At 59.2% G+C, this 11,962-nt stretch carries 10 protein-coding genes; 6 read left to right on the plus strand and 4 right to left on the minus strand.

Translation table 11 applies throughout. From position 1 onward, the window contains the following. Positions 1-11: 11 nt before the first annotated feature. From B9H00_RS11770 to B9H00_RS11780, 3 genes are all read right to left on the minus strand, one after another. Positions 12-1,013, minus strand: coding sequence for an LLM class flavin-dependent oxidoreductase (locus tag B9H00_RS11770; RefSeq protein WP_086900802.1), 1,002 nt, complete (start codon positions 1,011-1,013; stop codon positions 12-14). Positions 1,014-1,192: 179 nt separating this feature from the next. Continuing rightward, on the minus strand, positions 1,193-1,522 hold the full coding sequence (locus tag B9H00_RS11775; protein ID WP_086900803.1) for a hypothetical protein: 330 nt from the start codon (positions 1,520-1,522) through the stop codon (positions 1,193-1,195). 258 nt (positions 1,523-1,780) lie between these two features. Continuing rightward, entirely contained in the window at positions 1,781-2,044 is a 264-nt protein-coding gene (locus B9H00_RS11780; RefSeq protein ID WP_086620751.1) for a type B 50S ribosomal protein L31, read from the minus strand. Positions 2,045-2,295: 251 nt separating this feature from the next. On the opposite strand from B9H00_RS11780, the gene B9H00_RS11785 reads away from it, so the two are divergent. After that, positions 2,296-4,662 (plus strand): mechanosensitive ion channel family protein, encoded by a 2,367-nt coding sequence (locus B9H00_RS11785; RefSeq protein ID WP_236944261.1) that lies wholly within the window; start codon positions 2,296-2,298, stop codon positions 4,660-4,662. 8 nt (positions 4,663-4,670) lie between these two features. On the opposite strand, the gene B9H00_RS11790 is transcribed toward B9H00_RS11785, so the two are convergent. Continuing rightward, on the minus strand, positions 4,671-5,696 hold the full coding sequence (locus B9H00_RS11790) for a LacI family DNA-binding transcriptional regulator (RefSeq protein WP_086900804.1): 1,026 nt from the start codon (positions 5,694-5,696) through the stop codon (positions 4,671-4,673). A gap of 350 nt (positions 5,697-6,046) precedes the next feature. On the opposite strand from B9H00_RS11790, the gene B9H00_RS11795 reads away from it, so the two are divergent. The 5 genes from B9H00_RS11795 to B9H00_RS11815 all read left to right on the plus strand — a co-directional run bounded on the left by B9H00_RS11795 (position 6,047) and on the right by B9H00_RS11815 (position 11,953). Next, positions 6,047-7,354: an ABC transporter substrate-binding protein gene (locus B9H00_RS11795; protein WP_086900805.1), complete on the plus strand. Its 1,308-nt coding sequence runs from the start codon at positions 6,047-6,049 to the stop codon at positions 7,352-7,354. A gap of 105 nt (positions 7,355-7,459) precedes the next feature. Continuing rightward, the gene (locus tag B9H00_RS11800; RefSeq protein WP_086900806.1) at positions 7,460-8,362 is read left to right on the plus strand and encodes a carbohydrate ABC transporter permease; all 903 of its coding nucleotides are present in this window, start codon (positions 7,460-7,462) and stop codon (positions 8,360-8,362) included. Next, positions 8,359-9,213 carry a carbohydrate ABC transporter permease gene (locus tag B9H00_RS11805; RefSeq protein ID WP_086900807.1) on the plus strand — a complete coding sequence of 285 codons (855 nt, stop codon included), beginning with the start codon at positions 8,359-8,361 and terminating at the stop codon, positions 9,211-9,213. Before B9H00_RS11800 ends, B9H00_RS11805 begins: the two co-directional genes overlap by 4 nt. Before the next feature lie 57 nt (positions 9,214-9,270). Continuing rightward, complete coding sequence (locus B9H00_RS11810; RefSeq protein ID WP_086900808.1) at positions 9,271-10,422, plus strand: ABC transporter ATP-binding protein; 1,152 nt, start codon at positions 9,271-9,273, stop codon at positions 10,420-10,422. A 61-nt stretch (positions 10,423-10,483) separates the two neighbouring features. Beyond that, entirely contained in the window at positions 10,484-11,953 is a 1,470-nt protein-coding gene (locus B9H00_RS11815) for a mannitol dehydrogenase family protein (protein ID WP_086900809.1), read from the plus strand. Positions 11,954-11,962 lie beyond the last annotated feature (9 nt).

Consider the following 11,962-nt stretch of genomic DNA (forward strand, 5'->3'; position numbering starts at 1 on the left):
GGTCGGGGCATTTAACGGCGTCCCGACCGGAGTTCGGCGAGGATTTCATAGCTGTGCAGCCGGTCGGCATGTTCGAAGAAATCCGAGTTGATCATCACTTCATTGACCCCCGTACGCTCGATAAAGGCTTCGAGTTCCCGTCGAACGGTGTCCGGTCCGCCCACGATGGAGGCGCCCAGATTGTTGGAAATGGCGGCCTGCTCGTGCGGGCTCCAGTCCATCTCCCGTACTGGTGGCGCCAGCTGAATACGACGCCCGCGGATGAGTGACAGGAATTTCTGCTGCTGGGTGGTGGCCTGATACTGCGCTTCTTCATCGGTGTCAGCGGCGATCAGTGGAATGCCGGCCATGGCGTAGGGCTCGCTGAGTACCTCTGAAGGCTGAAACTGGGTCCGATACAGTCGTAGCGCTTCCATCATGTAGCCAGGCGCAAACTGGCCGGCGAAGGCGAACGGCAGCCCCAGGTGTGCGGCGAGCTGAGCGCTGTAGCCGCTGGAGCCCAGCAACCAGAGCGGCACATGAGTGCCCTGTCCCGGCCAGGCGCTGACGCGCTGTCCTGGCTGCTCATCACCAAGGTAGCGAGCAAGTTCTGCAACCTGCTGAGGAAAGTCATGCACGCCGCTTTGAGGATTGCGACCCAGCGCGGCGATGGTGGCGCCATCGGTGCCCGGGGCGCGCCCCAGCCCCAGATCGATGCGGTCCGGATAGAGCGTGGCCAGCGTGCCGAACTGCTCGGCCACCACCAGCGGGGGATGGTTGGGCAGCATGACGCCACCGGAACCGACCCGGATGGTCGAAGTCGCGCCGGCCACATGGCCGATCAACACCGAGGTGGCGGCGCTTGCGATGCCGGCGGCGTTATGGTGCTCGGCCAGCCAGAAACGATGATAGCCCAGCGCCTCGGCATGACGCGCCAGAGTCACCGTATTGTCGAACGTCTCACTGATGGTGCCGCCCTGACGCACGGGGGCCAGATCCAGTACGGACAGGCGAGTATTGGCAAGTAGGGACATGGTGGCCTCTGTTGATTGCGAAGTAGCGCTGCCGCCAGCATATCATTAGCAGGCTTATCATGTGTGACGTCGGGGCATGCTATCGGTAATTCAATGGGGAGGAAGGCAGGAGCGTGTGATCGGTCACAAAAAAAGCCGGCAGTGCCGGCTTTTTTCAGCAACGGATCAGGGTATTTAGATCAGTGATGCTGTGCATGTGGGTCACGGCGAATCTCGTATTCACCTTCAAGCGTGGCGTGGCCGCCACCGGCAGCTGTCTGCCCCTGCCATGTTTGTCCCTGACGCTCGGCATGCTTTTTCATGCGGTGGCGCACCAGGGGCATCATGGCCCAGCCCAGCAGAACGAAAAACAGGGCCAGTACGCTGCCGAGCATCAGGAGAAGACCAAATACCATCCAGGCGCCCAGCATTTTCAGGGCACCGGGCTGGCGAGAGGGTTGCGCGGCCCGGGCGCGTGTCTTCATCTCTTCGGCCATGCGCCAGGCGGCGTTATAACTCTGATCTGCCATGTAAACACTCCTCACGGGTAGTGGCTGAATCAAAATGGCTGATAATAAGACAATAGCGCGTGTGGCAGGTTCATGCCCAATTGCGTGATTCAGTTTTATGTCAGGGGATATTTCGAGGGGGGATTGCGTATCTTGCGGGGTAGGGCGGGGCAGCCCTGACGCCCGAAAGAAAGCCTTTCGGGCATACAGGAGCGCTGCAATGTTCGGAATATCGGCCCGAACAAGGCCGTATGACGCGGGCGAAGCGCGCCCGGAGTCTTACTGCGCGTTGTTGCGCGTACCGAAGTTGCCGAAGCGACGACGGAACTGTGCTGCACGACCTTCGGAACTGGCCTGACGCTGCTGGCCGGTATAGAAGGGATGCGATGCAGAAGAAATATCCAGACGTACCAGCGGATAGGTCTCGCCTTCAAACTCGATGGTTTCGCTGGTGCTTACCGTCGAACGAATCTTGAAGTGTGTATCGGCATTGGTGTCGTGGAAGATCACCGTGCGGTACTGGGGATGGATGCCTGCTTTCATGGCGCGCTCCGGAAAGATGTTGGTCAGCCAAATTTAATGGCCGGGTATGATGGGCCAGCGTCAAGATTTTTTCAACCGTTTTCCGGTCAGGCTCGACCCATATGGGCGGTTTTCAGCCGTTATGATCGTGAAAAATGATCCCACCCACAAGGATAAGCAGCGTTTTGTCCGCAAAGGGGCTTAATGACTTGTCGACCAGGCTTGACCAGGTCACGCTGCCTGCCGGTTGGACAGTAAAGGAATATCAGGGGATGCAGGCGACAACAGGGCTTTGGGCGCTGACAGCCATGCGCCGGCTGGGCGCAATCGTCATGCTGGTGGTGATCGTACTGGCAGGGGTGCCGAAGGCGAACGCTTCGGCTGCCGAACTTGCCGGGCTAGGAGCGGGTAACAAGGACGGCGCCAGCGGCAGTGAGCAGGTCTCTCCCCAGCAGATGCGCGACTCGCTGGATCAGCTGATCTCGACGCTTGAAAACAGCCAGCAGCGCGATTCGCTGCTAAAGGGGCTGCGCGAACTTCGCGAGGCCAGTCAGGCGCGTATCGACGGCGACAATGCCGAGGGGACGTCCGGGCGCGGATTGCTGGGCGCATTGGCCACCACCTTTGAGGAGGTAACCGGTCAGAACGGAGAGGGTCGCAGCCTGGTCGAGAGCTGGCAGCGCCGAGGCAACAGCGCGCTGGAGGATATGTCCGAACGATTTGGCAGTCACGACAGTCGCTGGTCATTAATTCGTGACTTTCTGATGACGCTGGCAGTACAGATGGTGATCGGACTGCTGCTTTACGCGCTGATCAGGCTGGTGGGCAAGCATTATGGTGTCGTGCAGCGACTGCCCGAGCAGCCGACCGCCGTCACGCTGATACGCTACTGTTTGCGTCGACTGCTGCCCATGGGGGTGGCCTTTGCCGTCACCCTGGTGATGATTTTTCGAATGGGTCCCTCACCCGGCATGATCCTGGCCACTACGCTTGGGTGGGCGGCGCTATGCGGCATGGTCTTTGCCTCTGTCTGTGAGGTGGTCTTTTCGCTGTTTTCCTGGGGGCATCGACGTACGGCGCTGCGGCTGCTGCGTCAGCAGGCGGCCTGGCCTCTTTTCTATATCGGCAGTGTGGCCGCGCTGGGAGATGCCCTTAACGCTTCACTGCTTAATGAGGCACTCGGCAGCCAGCTGGCTGGCTTCAGTGCGGAAGTGATCAACATCACGGCGGTCGTGCTGACCGGCTTTTTCGTGGTGCGCTTTCGTCGTCCGATTCGTCATCTGATTCGAAACCGACCGTTAAGCCAGCGTCGCCAGGGCGGGGCCATCAGTGACCTGATTCAAGTGCTGGGCAAGGTCTGGCACATTCCGGCGCTGCTGATCGTGGCCGCCTCGCTGCTGGCCATCCTGACCTACAGCGGTGATGTACGCTCGGTCTTCGCGCGCGCGCTTTTAACGGCCGGCCTCATGATCGTGACCCTGATCGTGACAGGCCTTTTGCGTCGCAACAGTCAGCAGGTGCGCCAGCGGCCGCGCCGCTCACTCTATATTCGACGTCTGACCCGATTTGGTTATGTGCTGTGCCATCTGGCCTGCTGGGTCGTCTTTGCCGAGTGTGCCGCTCAGGCCTGGGGCTTTTCGCTGCTCAATTTCGGACGAACCGGTGGAGTGGGCGAGCGTATTGCCCAGCCGCTGATCAGTATCGGTCTGACGGTGCTGATCTGCTGGCTGATCTGGATTCTGACCGATACGGCCATTCATCGTGCCATGACTTCCACCTCGCGTTCCCAGCGCGGGCGCGCACGTCGGGCGCGGGCCGAAACCATCACACCGCTGATGCGCAATGTGGTGTTTGTCACCATCCTGGTGATCGGCACGATCGTGGCACTGGCCAACCTGGGCGTTAACGTGACGCCGCTTCTGGCCGGTGCCGGGGTCATCGGTCTGGCCGTCGGCTTTGGTGCCCAGACACTGGTGCAGGATCTGATTACCGGCATTTTCATTCTGGTAGAGGACACGCTGGCCATCGATGACTTTGTGGATGTGGGCGGCAATCTGGGCACGGTCGAAAAGCTCAGCCTGCGCACCATCCGGCTGCGTGATCTGGATGGCATCGTGCATTCGGTACCTTTCAGTCAGATCAAGGCAGTGCAGAACTATTCGCGAGAGTTTGGCTACGCCATGTTCCGCGTACGCGTTCCGCAGCGCATGACCATCGATCGGGCCATCGAGATGATCGAGGAGACGGCCGGCGGTATGCGCAACGATCCGCTGTTTCGCTTCAAGATCTGGTCGGCGCTCGAAATGCAGGGAGTGGAAAGCTTTACCGAGGGCTCGGCCATCGTACGGGCCCGTTTTCGGACTGCTCCGGTCATGCAGTGGGAGGTGACGCGAGAATTCAATTTGCGCCTCAAGCGTCGTATGGATGAAGAAGGCTTCGACCTGGCCGTACCGCGCACCAGTGTCCATCTGGAAAACCTTGATGGCCTGCTGGAGCATCTGCAAGGGGCGCGCTCGGGCGAAGTGCGACGGGAGGGTCAGGACGTTATGGTCGCGCCTCCCGACTCACATGACGAAGGATCGGATACCGGCGGCGCACCGAATGGTGATGCGCCGGGCGGTGGGGCTGCGCGTCCCTGAACCGTCAGTCAGGCCGTCTCTCCCGGCAAATGAAGATGGCCTCGCACGACCTGGCGAGACCCGCGTCGGCTGCCGGAGCGCAGGGCATCCTCGACAAGATCCATGGCCTGGGTGGCCATGGTCTTTAGATCATGACGAATGGAGGGCATATCCATACCCAGCAGTTCGGCGCAGGCGATCCCGTCGATGCAGAAAAGACGGGGGCCGCCGGGCTGCCCGGGCAGGGGGAGGCCGGCCCGTCGATAGGCCGCCAGAATGCCCAGCGTGATCTGGTTGTTGATGCCAATCAGGGCATCAGGCAGCGGGGGCTGATCGAGTCTCTTCTCCAGAAACTGCTCGGCAGGCGTCATGGAAAAATCCCCATAGTTCACCTCAAGCGTGATGCGACTGCCTGCCATGGCCTCGCGTATCCCTGATACCCGCCCGATGGTCACCAGCGAGTCCGGTGGTCCGGAGAGAATCAGCAGTCGCTCGACCGGCTGTTCTCTCATCCACATTCCCGCCTGATAGCCGCAGTCCAGGTTGTCGATGTAGACACCGCCATAGTGGGGGGCCGTGACCTCACGGTCCACCAGAATAACGGCAATGCCTGCCTTTTCCAGACGCTCGAAATAGGGAGGGCGATAACGTCGATCAGCGGAGATGACGGTCAGGATGATGCCGTCCACACCGCAGGCGATCAGGCGATCCACGGCAGCTTCTTCCTGAGCGGCTGAATCATGGGAATCCATGATCAGCACGTCCATGCGGCGCGCTTCTCCCTGTTGGCTGAAAGCACAGGCCAGGTCATGAAAAAAGGGATTGTCCAGCTGAGGGTTAATAACGCCTATCACCGGGCGTCGGTTTTCCTCGCCGGTCGGACGCTGTCTTGCCACGTACCCCATTGCCTGTGCCGCGTCGAGTACACGCTGACGAGTCTGGGGATGCAACTGTTCAGGGGCGCTGAAAGCGCGGGAGACAGTGATCGTGCTGACCCCTGCGGCGCGGGCAACATCCTTGAGACGAACTCTTGTGGAAGGTGATGGCGGCTCCATGAGGTGTCCTGATCTGTGGTGGCGACAAGAACGGCATTGGTCGTGTCATGATGCGTTCATCAGTATCTATCATTTTTTGTCATCATCGGCGCCTTCAAAGTGCTTCTGGAAGCTACGCCATTCGTCGGTATACAGACTTGTTGCTTTTCTACATGGACACGTCAATTGGTCTAATAAAAATTAAGTTAATGATATTATTGTATTTTTTACAGGCAGGCAAGGTTGCCTTAACGCCTGTCCTGTTGAACGATAGGCGCATGATGGCAAATGTTAAAAAATGACAAAAACATATCAATCATTTCTGTGCCTCTTGCCACAGGGGCCCACCAACACCCGGGGTAATCTCTACAATGAAAACACCATGGATCATGCTGCTGGCGGGACTTGGGTGCGCAGGCCTTGCGCAGGCACAGACCACCATTACGGTGGCCACCGTCAATAATCCAGATATGGTCACCATGCAGAAGATGACCAAGGCCTTCAACGAGGCGCATCCGGATATCAAGGTCAACTATGTGACCCTGGCCGAGAACGAATTGCGTCAAAAGATCACGACCGATATTTCAAGCGGGGGTGGCCAATATGACGTCATTACGGTCAGCAACTATGAAACGCCCATCTGGGCCAAAAATGGCTGGCTCAAGGCGATGGATCATCTGCCGGAAAGCTACCGGGTCGACGATCTGATTCCCAGTGTTCGTCAGGGCCTTTCTTATGAAGGCAAGCCCTATGCCCTGCCGTTTTATGCAGAGTCCTCGATGACCTACTACCGCAAGGATCTGTTTGAAAAGGCCGGCATCGAGATGCCTGACCAGCCCACCTGGAGCCAGATAGAAGAATTTGCCCAGAAAGTGCACGACCCCAAAAATGGCGTCTATGGCATCTGCCTGCGCGGTTTGCCGGGCTGGGGCGAAAACATGGCGCTGTTCAGCACCATGGTCAACAGCTTTGGGGGGCGCTGGTTCAACGAGCAGTGGGAACCCCAGCTGACGTCTCAGGAGTGGAAAAACGCCGCCAACGCCTACAAGACGATGCTGACGCAGTACGGACCGCCGGGCTCGACTTCCAATGGTTTCACCGAGTCCGAGACGCTCTTTGCCAACGGCCAGTGCGGCATGTGGGTGGACTCGACGGTAGCGGCCGGTTATCTCTCCAACCCGGACAACTCAAAGGTCTCCGATCAGGTGGGCTTTGCTCGTGCGCCACACGAGAAAACCGAGGCCGGCTCAAGCTGGCTGTATGCGTGGGCCCTGGCAGTGCCTGAATCGGCAGATCACCCGGAAGCGGCACAGACCTTTGTTGACTGGGCAACCTCGGCTGATTACATCCAGAGCGTGGCTGACCAGTACGGCTGGCTGTCGGTGCCGCCGGGTACGCGTGAATCGACCTATGAGAGCCAAGGGTACCAGGACGTCGCCCCCTTTGCCGGTCTGGTCGAAAAAGCCATTCAAAGTGCCGACCCGGAGCACCCGACGGCTGATCCCGTGCCCTATACCGGCATTCAGTTCATCAGCATTCCGCAGTTCCAGGCCATCGGTACGCGAGTGGGTCAGATCATGGCCGGCATCCTGAGCGGTCAGACCAGCGTGGATCAGGGCCTTGACCAGGCGCAGGCCTTTACCGAGCGACTGATGCGTCGTGCCGATGTCGCCAAATAATCGAGCCATCACCGGTGACTGATCGTCGGTAATACGTTCGACCACGCGGGCGCCTTCCCGCGTGGTTTCCTCCGTTGATGACTTCCGCCATTCGAGGCCCGCGACATGAGTGCTCCTCCCTCCAATGCGTCACCCAAACGGCGTGCGCCTACCAAAAGACTGATGGCTCCATCAGTGCTGTTTCTGCTGGTCTGGATGATCGTTCCTCTGGCGATGACGCTGTACTACTCGCTGCAGGACTACAACCTGATGATGCCGGATATGCGCGGCTTCGCCGGGTTTTTGAGCTATGAGCTGCTCTTTACCGATCCCGTGTTCTGGGATGCACTGCTCAACACGCTGCTTCTGGTCGCGACCTGCCTTCTGGTCACGGTCGTGGCAGGGCTGGCGCTGGCGCTTTTGTTCAATCGCACCTTTGTAGGACGAGGCATTGCCAGAACGCTGGCCATTTCGCCGTTTTTTGTCATGCCGGTCGTCACCGGCCTGATCTGGAAGTACATGCTGCTGGACCCTGTTTACGGGCTGTTTTCATGGGTCATGCGCTCGATGGGATTTGAGCCTGTTCAGTGGCTTTCCAGCTATCCGCTGCTGTCGGTGGTCATGATGATCAGCTGGGAGTGGACGCCCTTTGCGTTGTTGATCCTGCTCACCGGGCTTCAGTCGCTGCCCGAGGATCAGCTCGAGGCAGTACGTCTGGATGGGGCCAATCGCTGGCAGGAATTTCGCCATATCGTACTGCCGCATCTGGGGCAGGTGCTCTATGTCGTCATCATGCTCGAGAGCATCTTCTTTTTGACCTCCTTTGCCGAGATCTACGCCACCACCAGTGGTGGCCCGGGGACGGCGACCACCAATCTGCCGTATTACATCTATCTGGGTGCGTTTTTCCAGTATGACATCGGGCTTTCTTCGGCGGCGGCCATCGGCGCTGTCGTGCTTGCCAACATCTGCGCCATATTCCTGATCCGGTTTGTGGCCGGTAACCTCAACGCAGGGAGCCAGCGATGACTTCATCTACCGTTGATCAAACCCCCGGGCGCCAAAAGGGCTTTGGTGGCACGTTGCTGACGCTACTGGCCTGGCTGATCGGCATCACCATGTTCTTTCCGATTCTCTGGGTAGTGCTGACGGCGCTCAAGACCGAGCAGACGGCATTCAGCATGACGCCGAGTTTCATTTTCTCGCCGACGCTCGACAGCTTCAAAAGCGCGCTGGCCCAGGGCAGTGGTTACTGGCACTACGCCATCAACTCGGTCATCACGGCGCTGGGGTCAACGCTGGTGGGTCTGGCGCTGGCGATACCGGCAGCCTATGCCATGGCGTTTTATCCCTCAAAGCGCACCGACTTTACGCTGGTCTGGATGGTGTCGACCAAATTCATTCCGGCCGTGGGCGTGCTGATCCCGGTCTTTCTGGTCTACCGCTCGCTGGGGCTTCTGGACACGCGTCTTGGGCTGACGATGCTGTTCACCTCCATGAACCTGCCCATCATGGTATGGATGGTGTACTCCTATTTTCGCGACATCCCGGTAGATATCGTTGAGGCCGCCAGCATTGACGGTGCCAGCACGACCCAGACCATGTTTCGCGTGATTTTGCCGCTGGCGCTGCCGGGGCTTGCTTCGACCGGACTGCTGGCCCTGATTCTGGCCTGGAACGAGTCGTTCTGGAGCCTGACCATGACCGACTATCACGCGGCAACGCTTGCCGTGTACACGGCCTCGTTCAAGAGTGGTGAAGGGCTTTTCTGGGCGCGACTATCGGCCGCCTCGGTAATGACCATTGCGCCCATCGTGGTGCTGGGCTGGTTTGCTCAGCGTCAGATGGTTCGCGGACTGACCTTTGGCGCCGTCAAGTAGGCGCATCGAATGGATCTGCGCAGCCGCAGGGCTGTGCCTGGAAAAGGAAGCACTTCAATGGCGATTGTAGAACTTAAAGATGTGGCCAAGCGCTACGACAGCATGCCGGGCAAGAAGGACGGCGAGCACGCCAATGCGGTCGAGGATTTCAATCTGATCACGAAGGATGGCGAGTTCGTGGTACTTGTCGGACCCTCCGGCTGCGGTAAATCTACCACCATGCGCATGATCGCAGGTCTTGAGCACAACACGGCCGGCGAGATCCGCATCAACGGTCAGGACGTCAGCAATGTCGAGCCTCGTGATCGTGACATCGCCATGGTCTTTCAGAGCTACGCGCTTTATCCGCACATGAGCGTCTATCACAACATGGCCTTCGCACTCGAGCTCAAGAAAACGCCCAAGGATGAAGTAAAAAGGCGCGTTCATGAGGCGGCCAAAATTCTCGATATCGAGCACCTGCTGGATCGCAAGCCGCGGGCGCTTTCCGGGGGGCAGCGCCAGCGCGTGGCACTCGGGCGGGCACTGGTGCGCCAGCCTCAGGTCTTTTTGATGGATGAGCCGCTGTCCAATCTGGATGCCCGTCTGCGTGTCGAAATGCGCGCCGAAATTACGCGGCTTCATCGGCGGCTGGGCGTGACGACCTTTTACGTTACCCATGACCAGACCGAGGCCATGACCATGGGTCAGCGTATTGTGGTCATGCGCGACGGTCGCATTCAGCAGATCGATACGCCCTACAATCTCTACGAGCGCCCGGTTAACCGCTTTGTGGCCGGCTTTATCGGCACGCCGTCAATGAACTTCCTCAAGGCCGATCATCAGGGCGGCACCCTCAAGGGTGAGGGCTTCTCCTGCACCTTGAACCCGCATCAGCAGTCGGCGCTGGGTGACAGTGCCCAGCGTTCGCAGTGCTGGCTGGGTATTCGTCCCGAGCATCTGCATCGAGCCGATGAGGTCAGTGGCAGTGGGCGGCTTGAGGGAAGCGTCGAAGTTGTCGAACCTCTCGGGCCGGTGACCATGGCGCAGGTGCGTGTGGGAGAAACGCTCGTGACGGCGCAGCTGGCGGCGCATCTGGATGTACAGATTGGTGATACCCTGGCACTGGCCTTTGACCCGGATCATGTCCATCTTTTTGATGCCGACAGTGACAAGGCGCTGGGGCTTGAGACAGACCCGGCAGCATCCTCGGTACAGGCCACCGCGTAATCAGATCCCGGGCGGCTCCGACATTCGACAACGGGCGTCCGACAACACAGGGAGTGACTTCATGACAGCGCTGAAGGCAGGCAATCTTGATCAGTTGGGCGGTGATGTCACACTGCCTCGCTACCACCGTGATGATGTCAGTGTTGGCATCCTTCACTTCGGTGTCGGGGGCTTTCACCGTGCCCACCAGGCCATGTATCTCGATGCGCTGATGAATGAGGACAAGGCGATGGACTTCGGCATCTGTGGTGTCGGCGTCATGCCGGGAGACCGGCGCATGCAGGAGGTACTCAAGGCGCAGGACGGGCTTTATACCCTGGTGCTGAAGCATCCTGACGGGCGCTGGGAGGCGCAGGTGATCGGTTCGATCGTTGACTACCTCTATGCCCCGGACGACCCTGAAGCGGTCATTGATCGCATGGTCAGTGAGACGACCCGCATCGTCTCGCTGACCGTCACCGAGGGGGGCTACAACTTCCATCACGTCACCGGCGAGTTCAACTTTGACCACCCGGAGGTACGACATGACTTGGATGCCGGCAAGGCGCCGAAAACCTTCTTCGGACTGATTGTCGAAGCACTCGCGCGCCGTCGCGAGAAGGGCATGGCACCGTTTACGATCATGTCGTGTGACAACATCCAGGGCAACGGGGATGTGGCAAAGGAATCCTTTGTGGCCTTTGCGCGCCGCCGTGATCCGGCGCTGGGCGACTGGATCGAAAGGGAAGTGAACTTTCCCAACTCGATGGTGGATCGCATCACGCCGGTGACGACCGATGAGGATCGTGAGCAGATCAAGCAGCGCTTTGGCATCGAGGACGGCTGGCCGGTAGTGTGTGAACCCTTCACCCAGTGGGTGCTCGAGGATCATTTCAATCAGGGGCGCCCCGCCTATGAGGAGGTCGGTGTTCAGGTCGTCGATGACGTCATGCCCTATGAGCTGATGAAGCTGCGCCTTTTGAACGCCAGTCACCAGGCCCTGACCTATTTTGGCTATCTCGACGGCTATCGCTATGCCCACGAGGTCTGTCAGGACGAGCTCTACGCTGATTTTCTGCTCAACTACATGGTCGAGGAGGGCACGCCGACGCTCTCGCCCGTACCGGGGGTTGATCTCGATGACTATCGCCGCACCCTGATCGAACGCTTTGCCAACCCCGAGATTCGCGACACTCTGGCAAGGTTGTGCGCCGAGAGTTCCGATCGCATCCCGAAGTGGCTTTTGCCGGTGATCCGCGAGCAGCTCGAGCGTGATGGCGAGATCAAGCGCTCTGCGGCGGTCGTGGCCAGCTGGGCCCGCTATGCTGAAGGCATCGATGAGCAGAATGAACCGATCGAGATCGTCGATCGCATGCGAGATGAACTTCACGGGATTGCACAGCACAATCGCGCCAACCCGCTGGCCTTTATCGAAAACCGGGAAGTGTTCGGTGATCTGGTCGATAACGAACGCTTTGTGGAAGCCTATACCCAGGCGCTTTCCCGTCTGCATCAGCAGGGTGCACGGGCCACGGTGGAATCGGTACGCTAGGCCATTGCC

It is taken from the genome of Kushneria marisflavi (genome assembly GCF_002157205.1).
Classification (GTDB): domain Bacteria; phylum Pseudomonadota; class Gammaproteobacteria; order Pseudomonadales; family Halomonadaceae; genus Kushneria; species Kushneria marisflavi.

What these genes read in the sequence shown, in the direction of transcription:
- B9H00_RS11770 (WP_086900802.1), bottom strand. Translation starts at nt 1,013, where the DNA reads ATGTCCCTACTTGCCAATACTCGCCTGTCCGTACTGGATCTGGCCCCC.
- B9H00_RS11775 (WP_086900803.1), bottom strand. Translation starts at nt 1,522, where the DNA reads ATGGCAGATCAGAGTTATAACGCCGCCTGGCGCATGGCCGAAGAGATG.
- B9H00_RS11780 (WP_086620751.1), bottom strand. Translation starts at nt 2,044, where the DNA reads ATGAAAGCAGGCATCCATCCCCAGTACCGCACGGTGATCTTCCACGAC.
- B9H00_RS11785 (WP_236944261.1), top strand. Translation starts at nt 2,296, where the DNA reads ATGCAGGCGACAACAGGGCTTTGGGCGCTGACAGCCATGCGCCGGCTG.
- B9H00_RS11790 (WP_086900804.1), bottom strand. Translation starts at nt 5,696, where the DNA reads ATGGAGCCGCCATCACCTTCCACAAGAGTTCGTCTCAAGGATGTTGCC.
- B9H00_RS11795 (WP_086900805.1), top strand. Translation starts at nt 6,047, where the DNA reads ATGAAAACACCATGGATCATGCTGCTGGCGGGACTTGGGTGCGCAGGC.
- B9H00_RS11800 (WP_086900806.1), top strand. Translation starts at nt 7,460, where the DNA reads ATGAGTGCTCCTCCCTCCAATGCGTCACCCAAACGGCGTGCGCCTACC.
- B9H00_RS11805 (WP_086900807.1), top strand. Translation starts at nt 8,359, where the DNA reads ATGACTTCATCTACCGTTGATCAAACCCCCGGGCGCCAAAAGGGCTTT.
- B9H00_RS11810 (WP_086900808.1), top strand. Translation starts at nt 9,271, where the DNA reads ATGGCGATTGTAGAACTTAAAGATGTGGCCAAGCGCTACGACAGCATG.
- B9H00_RS11815 (WP_086900809.1), top strand. Translation starts at nt 10,484, where the DNA reads ATGACAGCGCTGAAGGCAGGCAATCTTGATCAGTTGGGCGGTGATGTC.